The sequence below is a fragment of the Lapillicoccus sp. genome (assembly GCF_046595215.1).
GTDB lineage: Bacteria > Actinomycetota > Actinomycetes > Actinomycetales > Dermatophilaceae > Lapillicoccus.
Genome location: NZ_JBKJPP010000065.1, coordinates 1 through 13,110 on the forward strand (window position 1 = coordinate 1; position 13,110 = coordinate 13,110).

15 protein-coding genes are annotated in these 13,110 nt (G+C 69.4%); 4 read left to right on the forward strand and 11 right to left on the reverse strand.

The window, feature by feature from the left end; all coding sequences use genetic code 11:
* From ACLL9L_RS05395 to trxA, 6 genes are all read right to left on the reverse strand, one after another.
* Window positions 1-648 (reverse strand): sulfite exporter TauE/SafE family protein (locus tag ACLL9L_RS05395; RefSeq protein ID WP_411283615.1); only part of this gene is annotated, 648 nt, incomplete at its 3' end.
* Between the two features lie 94 nt (window positions 649-742).
* Entirely contained in the window at window positions 743-916 is a 174-nt protein-coding gene (locus ACLL9L_RS05400) for a hypothetical protein (RefSeq protein WP_411283616.1), read from the reverse strand.
* A gap of 64 nt (window positions 917-980) precedes the next feature.
* Window positions 981-2,345 (reverse strand): MBL fold metallo-hydrolase, encoded by a 1,365-nt coding sequence (locus tag ACLL9L_RS05405; protein WP_411283617.1) that lies wholly within the window; start codon window positions 2,343-2,345, stop codon window positions 981-983.
* Between the two features lie 56 nt (window positions 2,346-2,401).
* Entirely contained in the window at window positions 2,402-2,668 is a 267-nt protein-coding gene (locus tag ACLL9L_RS05410; RefSeq protein WP_411283618.1) for a metal-sensitive transcriptional regulator, read from the reverse strand.
* A gap of 5 nt (window positions 2,669-2,673) precedes the next feature.
* Window positions 2,674-3,075 carry a DUF302 domain-containing protein gene (locus tag ACLL9L_RS05415; RefSeq protein ID WP_411283619.1) on the reverse strand — a complete coding sequence of 134 codons (402 nt, stop codon included), beginning with the start codon at window positions 3,073-3,075 and terminating at the stop codon, window positions 2,674-2,676.
* Between the two features lie 81 nt (window positions 3,076-3,156).
* Window positions 3,157-3,534, reverse strand: coding sequence for a thioredoxin (trxA, locus tag ACLL9L_RS05420; RefSeq protein WP_411283620.1), 378 nt, complete (start codon window positions 3,532-3,534; stop codon window positions 3,157-3,159).
* A gap of 133 nt (window positions 3,535-3,667) precedes the next feature.
* Between trxA and ACLL9L_RS05425 the strand changes: the two genes are divergently transcribed.
* Window positions 3,668-4,381, forward strand: coding sequence for a PIG-L family deacetylase (locus ACLL9L_RS05425; RefSeq protein ID WP_411283621.1), 714 nt, complete (start codon window positions 3,668-3,670; stop codon window positions 4,379-4,381).
* On the opposite strand, the gene ACLL9L_RS05430 is transcribed toward ACLL9L_RS05425, so the two are convergent.
* The 4 genes from ACLL9L_RS05430 to ACLL9L_RS05445 are packed head-to-tail and all read right to left on the reverse strand — an operon-like array spanning window position 4,344 to window position 8,290.
* Window positions 4,344-6,146 carry an aminotransferase class V-fold PLP-dependent enzyme gene (locus ACLL9L_RS05430; RefSeq protein ID WP_411283622.1) on the reverse strand — a complete coding sequence of 601 codons (1,803 nt, stop codon included), beginning with the start codon at window positions 6,144-6,146 and terminating at the stop codon, window positions 4,344-4,346. The two genes, ACLL9L_RS05425 and ACLL9L_RS05430, sit on opposite strands and share 38 nt — an antisense overlap.
* 32 nt (window positions 6,147-6,178) lie before the next feature.
* Window positions 6,179-6,694, reverse strand: a complete 516-nt coding sequence (locus ACLL9L_RS05435) for a DsrE/DsrF/DrsH-like family protein (protein ID WP_411283623.1) — start codon at window positions 6,692-6,694, stop codon at window positions 6,179-6,181.
* A gap of 19 nt (window positions 6,695-6,713) precedes the next feature.
* Window positions 6,714-7,028, reverse strand: coding sequence for a TusE/DsrC/DsvC family sulfur relay protein (locus ACLL9L_RS05440; RefSeq protein ID WP_411283624.1), 315 nt, complete (start codon window positions 7,026-7,028; stop codon window positions 6,714-6,716).
* Between the two features lie 5 nt (window positions 7,029-7,033).
* Window positions 7,034-8,290: an NAD(P)/FAD-dependent oxidoreductase gene (locus tag ACLL9L_RS05445; RefSeq protein WP_411283625.1), complete on the reverse strand. Its 1,257-nt coding sequence runs from the start codon at window positions 8,288-8,290 to the stop codon at window positions 7,034-7,036.
* Window positions 8,291-8,403: 113 nt separating this feature from the next.
* Here ACLL9L_RS05445 and ACLL9L_RS05450 point away from each other — a divergent pair, with 113 nt between their 5' ends.
* From ACLL9L_RS05450 to ACLL9L_RS05460, 3 genes are all read left to right on the forward strand, one after another.
* Complete coding sequence (locus tag ACLL9L_RS05450; RefSeq protein WP_411283626.1) at window positions 8,404-8,796, forward strand: ArsR/SmtB family transcription factor; 393 nt, start codon at window positions 8,404-8,406, stop codon at window positions 8,794-8,796.
* Entirely contained in the window at window positions 8,793-9,863 is a 1,071-nt protein-coding gene (locus ACLL9L_RS05455; protein WP_411283627.1) for a cation diffusion facilitator family transporter, read from the forward strand. Before ACLL9L_RS05450 ends, ACLL9L_RS05455 begins: the two co-directional genes overlap by 4 nt.
* 139 nt (window positions 9,864-10,002) lie before the next feature.
* Window positions 10,003-12,495 carry an Ig-like domain-containing protein gene (locus ACLL9L_RS05460; protein WP_411283628.1) on the forward strand — a complete coding sequence of 831 codons (2,493 nt, stop codon included), beginning with the start codon at window positions 10,003-10,005 and terminating at the stop codon, window positions 12,493-12,495.
* 185 nt (window positions 12,496-12,680) lie between these two features.
* On the opposite strand, the gene ACLL9L_RS05465 is transcribed toward ACLL9L_RS05460, so the two are convergent.
* Window positions 12,681-13,110 (reverse strand): hypothetical protein (locus ACLL9L_RS05465; RefSeq protein ID WP_411283629.1); only part of this gene is annotated, 430 nt, incomplete at its 5' end.

Sequence of the window (13,110 nt, forward strand, 5' to 3'; positions counted from 1 at the left end):
GAGGTGGGAGGTGCTGGCGCCGAGGCGACCCGCGAGCGCGGTCGCGCTGTTGACGGCAATGACGAGCAGTGAGGTGCCGACGGCGACCGGAATGGGGTAGTCGAGCGCGAGGACGAGGGCGGGGACCAGGACGAACCCGCCGCCGACCCCGAAGAAACCCGTGAGGAGGCCGACGGCGGTGGCCGTCAGGATGACCTTGACGACGCGGGGGCAGGCGCAGGTCAGCGGCCGGAGGGTGAGCATCGGCTCCGTCGTGGGGTCCGGCTGCGTCGCCCCGTCATCGGGTCCGCTCCCCATGGACTTGCGCAGCATGAGGTAGGCCACCAGCAGCATCAGGCCGGCAAAGGCGGTGAGGAGGACCTGCGGGGGGACCCGGGCCGACAAGGCGGTGCCGCCGAGAGACCCGGCGGTGCCGAGGGCTCCGAAGAGCAGCCCCTGCCCGAGGCGGACCCGGCCCTGTCGGGCGTGGGGGGCCGCGGCGATCAGGGAGGTCGCCCCGACGATGATCAGGGAGCTGGTGGTGGCGGTGCGGGCGTCCTGGCCGAGCGCGTACACCAGGGCGGGCACCGTGAGGATGGACCCGCCACCGCCGAGGGCTCCGAGGGACAGGCCGACGAGGATGCCGAGCGTGATGGCGAGCAAGGACACGTGCGGTTCTCCTCAAGCCCCGGTTGGGGCGAGTGGTGGGGCGAGTGGTGGGGCGAGCGGAGGGGGGAGGTGGCTGGGGCGGTGGTGGCGCCGGTCAGCGACGACCGAGGAGGCGGCGAAGGAATGAGCCGCCTCCGGCGTGCTGCTCGGCGGCGTGGCCGGGGCAGCGATCGCGGGCGGGGACGCCCTGCATGACCTGGTCCACGTGCTGGCCGCAGCCGGCCCAGGTGGTCTTGCCGCAGGTCCTGCAGGTGGCGGGACGGCACATGGTGGTGCTCCTTCACGGTGCTGGGGGTGGTGGGGGTGGTGGCGCTGGTGCTCGTGCTGATGGGTCAGGCTGACGGGACGAGGCGCAGTCCGGAGGCGCCCGCGTGCTCGTCGAAGCCGTCGTCGACAGCCACCACGGGGGTGCCGTGAGCCGCCAGGACCGAGGCGGCGATCGAGGCGCGGTAGCCGCTGGCGCAGTGCACCCAGACCTCGCCGGACGGGATCTCGCCAAGGCGCGTCAGCAGCTCGTGCAGGGGGATGTGGGTCGCCCCGTCGAGGTGACCAGCTCTCCACTCGGCATCGCGACGAACGTCGAGGACCCTCACCTCGCGGTGGTGGCGGACCTGTCCCAGGTCGGCGAACGCAGCCCGGGCGAAGCTGCCGAGTGGCGAGTCCGTCCAGTCCTGCGGAGAGCCGGTGGCCGAGCCTTCGAGCTGGTCGATGCCGATCCGGACGAGCTCGCGCTGCGCGAGGGCGACCTGCTCCGGAGACTCGCCGAGGAGCGTGAGCGGGGTGCCCCAGGGGATGAGCCAGCCGAGGTAGGTGGCGAACTCGCCGTCGAGACCGAGGTTGAGGGTGCGAGTCACATGCCCCGCGGCGAAGGCGCTGCGGCTGCGCAGGTCCACGACCCACTCCCCGTCCCGCAGGCGGCGGGCAAGGACAGCCCGGTCAGCGGTCTCGGGAGCGTCGAGGTCGGGTGCGGCCGGCCCGGCGCTGTTGGCCGGACCCATGTGGGCGTAGTAGGCGGGGTAGGCGTCGAGACCGGTGAGGGTGTCGGCGACCCACCGCTCCTCGTCGTCGGTCAGCACGGGGTTGGTGTGCTTCTCGCGCCCGATGGTCGACTCGGTGGCCTCCCCGGTGGACCCGGACGAGCAGAAGCTGCCGAAGCCGTGGGTGGGCAGCACCTCGGTCTGTTCGGGCAGCTCAGCTGCGAGGCGATGCGCGGAGGCGTACTGGTGGTGGGCCAGGTCGTCGGTGTGGTCAGGGCCGAGTAGGTCGGGACGGCCGGTGGCGCCGAAGAGGAGCGAACCACCGGTGAAGACGCCGACCGGCTCGCCGTCGGCCTCCACGGCATACGCAAGGTGGGTGAAGGTGTGGCCCGGGGTGGCGATGACACGCACCCGCATCGACGGGGAGACCTCGACGACGTCGCCGTCACTGACCGGCGTGCGCGCGAAGGAGACATCGTCGGCGGCGTTGACGAGGTATTCCGCACCCGTCGCCCTGGCGAGGGCGAGCCCGCCGGTGACGTAGTCGTTGTGGATGTGGGTCTCGAGGACGTGGGTGATCCTCACCCCGGCCTGCTCGGCCAGGGCCAGGACGCGGTCGATGTCGCGCTGCGGGTCGACGACGATCGCGACCTGCCCGTCGTGGGCGAGGTAGCTGCGGTCGCCGAGGGTGGGCGTCTCTACGGGGACGATGGTGACCATGTTGTGGGGTCCTTCCCTGGGTTCTGGTTGCACGGGCTCGTAGGCCGGGCCGGTGGTCATGCGAGGGTGAGGAAGAGCTTCTCCATCGTGGCCTGATCCTCGGCGTTGACGCCTTCGGGGCCGGCGAAGCACTGCCTCATGCCGGACGAGACGATGGCGAACCCGGCCCGGTCCAGGGCGCGGTTGACGGCGGCGAGCTGGGTGACGACGTCCTTGCAGTCGCGGCCCTCCTCGATGAGGCGGATCACTCCGCCGATCTGGCCCTGCGCGCGTCGGAGTCGGTTGACGACTGGGGTCATGTCCTGGGTGTCGAGGGTGACCATGGGGTTCAGGCGTTGCTGGGCGAGAGGCTCGTGAGCGCAGCGGTGAGCCGGGTTCCTGCCTCTGCTGCGACACCAGCCAGGGCGTCGTTTGCGGTGAGTTCGACCATGGTCTTGGGGTCCATCGCCTCGACGACCGTGTGGTGCTCGTCGAGGGTCCGCACGACGACGTTGCAGGGCAGGAGGACGCCGACGGAGGGCTCGGCCTGGAGTGCGGCGTGGGCGAGCGGCGGGCGGCAGGCCCCGAGGATGATCTGGGACGGCACGTCGACATCGAGCTTTGCCTTGAGGGTGGCCTTGATGTCGATCTCGGTGAGAATGCCGAAGCCCTGGTCGGCGAGTGCCGCACGGGTGGCGTCGAGGGCCTGCTCGAAGCCCTGCTCGAGGGTGGTGCTGAGGACATAGCTCATGACTTCTCCTTGGGTGGGGCGGGTTCCGGGCGGCGACGCCTCCCGGGCACAGTGATGTCTCCCGGGCACAGTGACGTGCTGTCAGGCCGGCGCGGGGCTCTGCTGCTGGTCGGCGACCTGGGTGCGGACGAGGTCCATGTCGAGGCCGCGAACGTCCTTGATGACCTCCTCGAGAGCAGCGCCCGGCAGGGCGCCCGGCTGGCTGAACACGAGGATGCCGTCCCGGAAGGCCATCAGGGTGGGGATCGACGTGATGGAGGCGGCACCGGCGAGCGCCCGCTCCGCCTCGGTGTCGACCTTGCCGAAGACGATGTCGGGGTGGGTGCTCGAGGCGGTCTCGAAGACCGGGGCGAACGTCCGGCACGGGCCGCACCAGGTGGCCCAGAAGTCGACGAGGACGATGCCCTCGTCGAGGATGGTCTGCTCGAAGTTTGCGGCGGTCAGGGCACGTGTCGTCATGGTTGTCTTTCGTTGGGATGCGAATGAGTGTATACCTACTGGGGTATCAGATATACCTACTGGGGTACTCAGCAATCGGCGTGGTCAGAACATTCCCGACCGCGGTGACGGGATCCAACCTGATGGAGGAGACATGACGGGTCCGATGGAGACGAGGGACGAGAGAGCCTCTGACCGCCTCCCGCCATGGACCTCGGTCCTTGCCGTCGTTGCTCACCCGGACGATGAGTCCTTCGGGCTCGGCGGGGTGCTCGATGCCTTCTCCCGGGGCGGAGCAGCCGTCGACGTGCTCTGTCTCACGCACGGGGAGGCGTCCACCCTGCATGGGGTCGAGGGGGATCTGTTGGCGGTCAGGGAGTCCGAGCTCACGGCCGCCGCCGACCTCCTTGGCGTGTCACACGCCTGGTTGCGCAACCATCGCGACGGAGCGCTGGGGGAGGTCGATCCGGAGATCCTCACCGGCGCCGTGCTCGCCGTGGCGCGGGAGGCGGTCCCCCAGGGCCTGCTGGTGTTCGACACCACCGGCATCACCGGACATCCGGATCATGTGGCGGCATCGGCAGCGGCGGTGCGCGCTTCCGAGGCCCTGGACATCCCGGTGCTGGGCTGGACGGTGCCCACATCCGTCGCAGCGCAGCTCAACCGCGAGCTCGGCTCCAGCTTTGTCGGGCGTCCCCCGGAGGAGATCGACCTGCAGGTCACGGTGGACCGCTCCCGACAGCTGTCGGCCAGCCGGGCCCACGCCAGCCAGGCCCTTCCGGAGAGCGTCCTCTGGCGGCGGTTGGAGCTGCTGGGGGACACCGAGTCGCTCAGGTGGCTGCGCGGGGGAGCCGATCCAGCGGCGTGAGGCAGACGGGCGGCACGTCGAACCAGAGCAGTGCGGGAGGCAGGTCGTCGAGGCAGGTGTGCCTGTGGGTGTCGTGGGCGGGGGCTCCCTGTGACAGGGTCGCGACGAGTGGCGGGGTCTGCACGAGTGGCAGGGTCGCGACGAGCTGGCGGGCGAGGTCGAGGCAGGTCTGCAGGCTGGGGGCGGACGCCCGCGCTCCCTGAGCCGGATAGGTCATCGCCCCGGAGTCGTCCCAGTGGATGTCGGCCAACCGGACGGGCGGCTCCCCTCTACCCAGCCGGTGGTGCCACAGCCCGGTCGCGGGATCGAACCGGTAGTCGCCCAGCAGCCGGTGGCCGTGGCGTGCGACGAAGTCGACCGCGTCGATGATGTGGTCGACGACCTCGTCGGCGACGAAGTAGTTGAGATTGACGCGGACCCAGCCAGGTTTGAGGCCCTCGCACCCGGAGTCGGCCGCTCGCTGGTAGACGCGGGAGTGATCGGCGTCGATCCCCAGGAGCTCGTGCCCGTACGGACCCGCGCACGAGCACCCACCGCGGGACTGGATGCCGAACAGGTCGCCCAGCAGGGCCACCACGAGATTGTGGTGGAGCGCGAGCCCGCTGGGGGCTCGGACCAGGAAGGAGATGATGGCCAGTCGATCGGCCTCGACGTCGCCGAGGACCTCGATGGCCGGGTTGGCGCGCCACCGCTCGAGTGCCCTGCCGAGCAGCTGTTCCTCGCGACGCCGGATGGCCTTGACGCCGACGGCGTCCTTGAGCTGGAAGACGAGCCCGGCCCGGATCGACCCGATGATGGCGGGCGTGCCGCCCTCCTCGCGGCGCTCGACGTCGCGCACGTAGGCGTGCTCGGTCGGGGTGACGAAGGTGACCGTCCCACCGCCGGGCACGACCGGCACGGTGTTGGTCACCACGTGGCGACGGACGGCCAGGACCCCCGGAGTCTCAGGGCCGCCGATGAACTTGTGGGGGCTGAGGAAAACCGCATCCTTGGCTGCCTCGGGGTTCGGGGGCCCTGCGGTGCTGCGGCGTCCGTCCATGGCGATGTCGACATAGGGGCCTGCGGCGGCGAAGTCCCAGAAGGCCAGGGCGCCGTGCTGGTGCAGCAGGACGGTGATCGGGTCGGTGTCGGACAGGATGCCGGTGACATTGCTCGCTGCGGAGAACGAGCCGATCCGCAGCGGCCGTGCGGCGTATCGCAGGAGCTCCTCGGCCAGGTGCGAGGTGTCGATGTGCCCGTGGGCGTCGGCGCGGATCCGGACGACGTCGGCGATCGTCTCCCGCCAGGAGATCTCGTTCGAGTGGTGCTCGAACGGCCCGACGAAGACGACCGGCCGCTGGTCGGCGGGAATGTGTGAGGCGAGTGACCATTGTCTGTCGAGGTCGGACGGGATCCTCAGGTTGAGGATCCCCACGAGCTTGTCGACTGCGGCCGTGGCTCCCGAACCACAGAAGATCACCGCCGTGTCGTCGTCCGCGCCGATCGAGCCCCTGATGACCTGGCGCGCCTCCTCGCGGAGCCTGGTGGTCTGCAGGCCGGTCCCGCTGGCCTCGGTGTGCGTGTTGGCGTAGGTGGGCAGCACCATTGCACGCAGGTAGTCCTCGATGAAGGTCAGGGACCGACCCGAGGCGGTGTAGTCGGCATAGATGACCCGGCGTGGCCCGTAGGGCCCGTCCAGCACGTGGTCGGAGCCGATGACCCCGGCGCTGATGCCGGTCATGAGTGCCGATGGACCCGACGGATCCCGACCGTGCGCGTCAGGCATCTCTTCACCTCGTCGTTCGGGGGCGGGCACGATCAGATGAAGAGTAGCTGGGCGCCCTCGGTCTTCTCGATGAAGTCGCTGGCGCTGATGATGCCCTCGACGTCGTCGTAGAGATCCTCCTCGCTGAGGTGGTTCATGTCGGCCGACATCCGGCAGGCCCAGAGGTGGCCGCCGGAGGCGACGATCTGCTCGAGGAAGTCGGGGACCTCGGGCACATCGAGCGCGGCGATCGACTTCCTCAGCCGGGAGGTGGCCATTGCCGTCATCCCCGGCAGGCCTCCCAAGCCCTGGGGCAGGTGCGTCGCGGTGTTGCCCAGCATGGTCATCTTGAGGTCGCCCATCGTCTTCTTGTTGATCATGTCGAAGCCCCAGAAGGTGAAGAACAGATGGGTCTCGACCCCCTCGCCGAGGGCGGCGTTGGCCATGATCAGGCCGGGGTAGGCCATGTCCAGGCTTCCCTTGGAGCAGATGATGGCGAGCTTGCGACCTGTTTGCACGTCCTCGAACGACGGGACGAGGGGGGCAGCCTGTGGGGTGGTGGTGGTCATGATGGGGTCTCCTTCGGTGTCAGACGCAGCCGCGCGGTTTGGGCAGACCGGCGATGTAGGCCATCTTCTTGGCCGGCTTCTGAGGGAAGAGCCGGAACAGGGTCTTGGTCGGGATGGCGCCCACGACGCTGACGCGGCGCAGCGTGGGGGTCTCACCCTTGACGGCGAAGTCCTGGCGCAGGAACCGGATGGCTTCCCAGTGCTCGTCGCTCAGGTCGATGCCGATCTGAGCGGCGAGGGTCGTGCCCAGCGGCTCGTCCCACTCGGCATACTCGGTCATGAAGCCCTCGGCGTCGACGGCGACCTGGTGGCCTCCGATGGTCGTGACAGGCATGGCACTCACTCCTGGTTCTTTCTGACGTCTTGCGTGGACTTGCCGAGCATCGACATGTGCGACGGCAACGGCATCGGGCGACCCGGCAGGAGGACGTTCCAGTAGATCCAACGGAACGCCAGCTTGCCGAGGTGGTTGGCCCGGGTCTCCTTGAGCAGGTCCATCGGCCCGATGACGGGCAGCGGGAACTTGCCGGGCAGGGGCTCGGTGTCGTAGTTGAAGTCGATGAGCAGCCCCTTGTGGTCCCCGGACTCGATGAAGCAGTTCGTGTGGCCGTCGAAGGTGTGGGTCATCGGCTTCCCGGCCACGAGCTCGAGGAAGTTGTCGGCGAAGATCTCGACCGAGAAGTGGGCGACGGACCCGGCCTTGGACGCGGGGATGTCCGAGGCGTCACCGACGGCGAAGATGTTGGCGTGGGCGGTGGAGAGCAGCGTGTGCCTGTCGACGGGCACGTAGTTCAGCTCGTCCCCGAGCCCGGACCGAGCGACGAAGTCGGCGCCCATGTTCAGGGGGACGGTGACGAGCAGGTCGAACGGGACCTCTCGCTCGTCGTAGGAGACCAGGGTCTTCCGCTCGGAGTCGATGTGCTCGACGAGGAAGTCCGCCTCGACGGCGATCTTGCGGTCGTCGAGCATCGACCCGAGGTGCGCCGAGGCGATCGGTTTGGTGAAGGCACCCGGCAGGGGGGTGACGAAGACCAGTTCCACCCGGTCGCGCAGTCCCTGCTCGCGCAGCCACGCCTCCGCCAGGAAGGTGAACTCCAACGGCGCCACCGGGCACTTGATGGGCATGTCGGTGATGTGGACGACGAGCCGGCCGTGGTCGAACTCTGCCAGGGCGTCGCGCAGGGCCAACGCCCCGTCGTAGGTGTAGAAGTCGAATATGCTGAGGCGCCACTCCGCCCCGAGCATTCCGGGCGTCTGGTCGGGACGCGGCGAGGTGCCTGAGGCGATGACGAGGTAGTCGTAGGTCAGCTCCCGGCCGTCGGCGAGCACGACGTGGTTCGTCTCAGGGCGGACGACGTCCACGTCGCCGATGACGAAGTCGACCCCGTCGGGGAGGAAGACGTGCCGTGCGCGGGTGACCTGCTTCTCCGCGTAGGTGCCGAAGGGGAGGAACAGGTAGCCGGGCTGGTAGTGGTGCTGGTCGTCGCGGTCGACGACGGTGATGTCCCAGTCGTCGCTCGACAGACGGTGCCGGAGCCGGTTGACGATCATCGTGCCGGCGGTGCCGGCCCCCAGGACCAGCAGGCGCTTCTTCACGGTGGACTCCCTCTCGTGGTGTCTTCACCTCGACACTACGAAGCCGTCAGGTGCCACGTCAGGGGCGAAGGTCCCGGCGTTCCGGCAGCCCCAACGGCTGTTATTATTTGCGTATGCATGCAGAGAGTGGAGAGGCGGGCGGGCTGCCGATCGAGCAGGCCGAGCTGGCGGTCGAGGTGTTCCGGATGCTGTCTGACGCCACTCGGGTCCGGCTCCTGTGGGCCGTGATCGATGAGGAGATGGCGGTCAACGAGCTGGCTGAGCGACTCGGCAAGCCAGCGCCGTCGGTGTCCCAGCACCTGGCCAAGCTGCGGATGGCCCGGTTGGTGCGGACCCGACGGGAGGGGACCCAGGTCTTCTACCGGGTGGAGAACGAGCACGTGGCGCAACTGGTCCGTGATGCCGTGTACAACGCGGAGCACGCCGGTCCCGATCTCCCCAAGCATCACGCGGACCGCGACCGCTCGCGACCATCGCCCCTTCCTTCTGGCAGGAGACGCACATGACTCACCCCCAGCCCGAATCCGGTCACGGGCACCACCCCGGGGGCCACGACCATGAGGACGAGCACAAGCACGAGCACGACCACGCAGGCGGGCTCAAGGGGTTCGTGCTGTCGATCTTCCGCCCCCACAGCCACGACGCGGCGGACTCGGTGGACGCGGCGCTCGAGGCCAGCAGCGAGGGAATCCGGGCGGTCAAGATCAGCCTCGTCGGGCTCGGTGTCACGGCGCTCCTGCAGCTGGCGGTGGTGCTGGTCACCGGGTCCGTGGCGCTGCTCGCGGACACCATCCACAACTTCTCCGACGCGCTGACCGCGATACCGCTGTGGATTGCGTTCGTCCTCAGCCGCCGCGCGGCAAACCGGCGCTACACCTACGGGTACGGCCGGGCCGAGGACCTGGCCGGGGTGTTCATCGTCGCCATGATCGCGTTGTCGTCCATTGTCGCGGCATACGCGTCGATCCGGCGGCTGGTGGACCCGCAGCCCCTCACGTACCCGTGGATCGTGCTCGCGGCGGGTCTGATCGGTTTCGCCGGCAACGAGCTCGTGGCGACCTACCGGATCCGGGTCGGCACCCGGATCGGCTCCGCAGCCCTGGTCGCCGACGGGCTACACGCTCGCACCGACGGGTTCACCTCGCTGGCCGTGGTCTTCGGGGCGATCGGGGTGATGCTCGGCTTCCCGCTGGCCGACCCCCTCGTCGGACTGCTCATCACCGTGGCCATCCTGGCCGTCCTGCGCGGTGCGGCCCGGGACATCTACCGTCGGCTGATGGACGCGGTCGACCCTGACCTGGTCGACGCTGCCGAGGCAGCCCTGCGCGAGGTGCCCGGGGTCCGCAGCGTCGACAGCGTCCGGTTGCGCTGGATCGGGCACCGGATGCGGGCCGAGACCGAGCTCACGGTCGACAACACTCTCAGTGTCGTGCAGGCCCACGCCATCGCAGACGTGGCACAGCACCAGCTGATGCACCGCGTCCCGCGCCTGGATGACGCCACGGTGCACGTCAACCCCAGCACCCAGCCCGGCGTCGACCATCACGCCGCCACCGGCCACCACCGGCCGTAGGCGCAAGGTTTTCTCAAGGTCGACCTCGAATACTCGCCGATGCAGCGATGTCCGGTCTGTACCGGGATCCGAGATCGGTGCTCGTCAGCTGCCGCTGACGGTTGAGCCGGGGAGATCCCGGCCAAGGGAGGGGACCACCATGACCACACATCAGAGCCGGCGGCACTACGGTGCAGCCCTCGTCGCGACCGCGCTGGTCGTGGTTGGTCTGCCATTGGCCGCTACGTCGGCCTCGGCGTTGCTGGACCCCAACGTGGGGCCGTCAGCGCCGCACTCGATTACCACGTTCCCGGCGCGCGACTTCGTCAACATCGCAGGCTACGCCAGCTCGGACGTGCTCACCGTCGAGGTCTGGCGTGGCGGCTTCAAGGTCGGGACCACCCTGCCCTTCTCCCCCAGCATCGCCGACCCGAAGGCCCCGGGCACCTTCATGGAGGATGTCAACCACCTGGGTGAACCCTGCTGGAGCGGCGTCACACCGGACATCCGGGGCGATGACGTGGTCAAGGTGCTGACCTCGGCGACCACGGGGGACCAGGCACCCATCGCCAACGTCACCGTCACCTCGCCGGTGGCGGAGACCGCTCTCAACAGCGGCACGGTTGTCATGACCGGAACCGCGGTCAACGCTGCCGGCGGGCAGATCCCGATCGCCCAGGTCGAGGCGCGGATCGTGGCCAATAAGCAGCTCTTCTCGAACGGGAGGCGCACCCTTCGCACCGGCGTGAAGGGTGACGGCATCCTCGTCTACGACAGCCCCACGGCGACCACCTGGACCGCGACCTTCACCGGATTGAACACGATTGCTCCCGACGGCGTGAGGGATGCCGACAAGGCGGTGAAACAGAGCGAGAGCAGGGGTATGTGGCTCGGGCGCAACCCGGGGGCCTTCAACGAGACGACCATCCATGAGTTCGGCGCGACCGGTGGTCCTGCAGCGGGGTGCACCGCGCCGCTGGCGAAAGGCCCGTCCGTCCCGGTCATGACGGCGGCCACGGACACTGGCGTCTCGGCCTCGGACAGCATCACGAGGATCGCCTCACCCACTTTCGTCGGCGTCGCCGGCCTGGCAACGGCGACCAGCGTCAACCTCTACGTCGACGGCGTGGTCAACGGCACCGCGACGGTCGTTGCGGGCGGTTACTCGCTCACCCCGGCCACCCCCCTGGCAGACGGAATCCACACGATCACGGCCGGGGAGACCTCCCCGGGCAGCCCCGAGACGTTGTCCACCGGATCCCTGCCGGTCACCATTGACACCGTGGCTCCCGTGGCGCCCGCGGTGACGGGCACGTCCCCCGCCTCGCAGGGTGGCTCGGTCACGCCGTCGGTCAAGGGCACCGCGGAAGCCGGGTCGATGGTCAGCGTGTACACCGACCCAGCCTGCGGGCCCCCGGCGGTGGTCAGCGGCAGCGCGGCCAGCTTCACCTCCCCCGGCGTCAGTGCTCCTGTCGCCGCCGGCTCGAGCGCGAGCTTCTTCGCCACGGCGACCGACGTTGCCGGCAACGTGTCCACGTGTTCGACCACCTCGGCCAGGTACGCGGTCGTGGCCTTCACCGGGACCGCCCCGACCCGGGTGCTGGACACGAGGGTCCCCATCGGCGCACCCACGGCGGCGAAGCTGGGCGCCGGGGCCACCATGACCCTGGCCGTGCCCGGCCTGCCCGCCGGGGCAACAGCCGTTGCGCTGAACGTCACCGTCACCAACCCCACCGCCGACAGCTACCTGAGCGTCTACCCCGGTGGGAGCGGGCAGCCCAACGCGTCCAACCTCAACTATGTCGCCGGGCAGACCATCCCCAACATGGTCGTGGTCCCCCTCGGACCCGGCAACACCGTCACCCTCTTCAACGCGGCCGGGACAGTCCACCTCATCGCCGACCTCGTCGGCTACTACGCCCCCGGCACCGGAGCGGGCTTCACCGGTACCGGCCCACTCCGGGTGCTGGACACCCGGATCGGGACCGGCGCACCCACCGCCCCCCTCGGCGCCGGGGCCACCATGACCCTGACCGTGCCCGGCCTGCCCGCCGGGGCAACAGCCGTCGCCATGAACGTCACCGTCACCAACCCCACCACCGCCAGCTACCTGAGCGTCTACCCCGGTGGGAGCGCGCAGCCCAACGCGTCCAACCTCAACTATGTCGCCGGGCAGACCATCCCCAACATGGTCATCGTCCCCCTCGGACCCGGCAACACGGTCACCCTCTTCAACGCGGCCGGGACCGTCGACGTCATCGCCGACCTGGTCGGCTCCTACGCCCCCGGCACCGGCGCCGGCTTCACCGGCACCACCCCCACCCGGGTCCTGGACACGAGGGTCCCCATCGGCGCACCCACGGCGGCGAAGCTCGGCGCCGGGGCCACCATGACCCTGACCGTGCCCAACCTGCCTGCCGGGGCAACAGCCGTTGCGCTGAACGTCACCGTCACCAACCCCAGCGCCGGCAGCTACCTGAGCGTCTACCCCGGTGGGAGCGCGCAGCCCAACGCGTCCAACCTCAACTATGTCGCCGGGGAGACCATCCCCAACATGGTCATCGTCCCCGTCGGACCCGGCGGCACCGTCACCCTCTTCAACGCGGCCGGGCTCGTCCACGTCATCGCCGACCTCGTTGGTTACTACAACTGACCAGCGTGGAACCTCACCGTGCCCGGGCACCTGGAACGAGGTCCAGGTGCCCGGGCATCTGGAACGAGGTCAGCCTCTCGGCGGCGCGGGGCCGAGCGGGCCTGCGAGCCGACCCTAAGGTCCCGTGATCGGCGGGTCCGATCGGGAGGAGGCAGAGCGTGACGAGGACGCCGACCATGAAGAGGTCACGAAGTGCGCCAACCTGTTCCGGCTGGAGCAGTGCCCCCCAAGCCGTTCGCGACGTACCAGGTCCCGGCCGCAGCGGTCCACAGTGGCCATCGGCGGCCCGGAGTCAGGAGGTCTTGGATGGCCGTCGCGACCAACAGATTCGAGCTGTAATAGGGGTAGGTCTGGGGGTCGAGATGGAGTCGGGCCGCCACGACGGCCAGCGGGAAGGACGCCCAACGACCCCGTCGGACACAGACGATCGCCATGACGATCCCCAGGATCGCCTGGGCAGGTCGATCCCATGACGGGGTGTTGGCGGTGTGCACTCCGAGGGCGTGCAGGGCGGAGTCGTCCACGTTCTCGATGGTGAAACGGCTCAGGGCGAGCGTCATCGGGTCGGCCAGGACAAGGGGAGCCACGCCCCGGCGACACCGAGAGCGGTCAGCA

Coding starts and splice junctions, on each gene's coding strand:
- ACLL9L_RS05455 (WP_411283627.1), top strand. CDS start 8,793: ATGACTCACCCCCAGCCCGAATCCGGTCACGGGCACCACCCCGGGGGC.
- ACLL9L_RS05435 (WP_411283623.1), bottom strand. CDS start 6,694: ATGACCACCACCACCCCACAGGCTGCCCCCCTCGTCCCGTCGTTCGAG.
- ACLL9L_RS05430 (WP_411283622.1), bottom strand. CDS start 6,146: ATGCCTGACGCGCACGGTCGGGATCCGTCGGGTCCATCGGCACTCATG.
- ACLL9L_RS05415 (WP_411283619.1), bottom strand. CDS start 3,075: ATGAGCTATGTCCTCAGCACCACCCTCGAGCAGGGCTTCGAGCAGGCC.
- ACLL9L_RS05400 (WP_411283616.1), bottom strand. CDS start 916: ATGTGCCGTCCCGCCACCTGCAGGACCTGCGGCAAGACCACCTGGGCC.
- trxA (WP_411283620.1), bottom strand. CDS start 3,534: ATGACGACACGTGCCCTGACCGCCGCAAACTTCGAGCAGACCATCCTC.
- ACLL9L_RS05440 (WP_411283624.1), bottom strand. CDS start 7,028: ATGCCTGTCACGACCATCGGAGGCCACCAGGTCGCCGTCGACGCCGAG.
- ACLL9L_RS05460 (WP_411283628.1), top strand. CDS start 10,003: ATGACCACACATCAGAGCCGGCGGCACTACGGTGCAGCCCTCGTCGCG.
- ACLL9L_RS05450 (WP_411283626.1), top strand. CDS start 8,404: ATGCATGCAGAGAGTGGAGAGGCGGGCGGGCTGCCGATCGAGCAGGCC.
- ACLL9L_RS05410 (WP_411283618.1), bottom strand. CDS start 2,668: ATGGTCACCCTCGACACCCAGGACATGACCCCAGTCGTCAACCGACTC.
- ACLL9L_RS05405 (WP_411283617.1), bottom strand. CDS start 2,345: ATGGTCACCATCGTCCCCGTAGAGACGCCCACCCTCGGCGACCGCAGC.
- ACLL9L_RS05425 (WP_411283621.1), top strand. CDS start 3,668: ATGACGGGTCCGATGGAGACGAGGGACGAGAGAGCCTCTGACCGCCTC.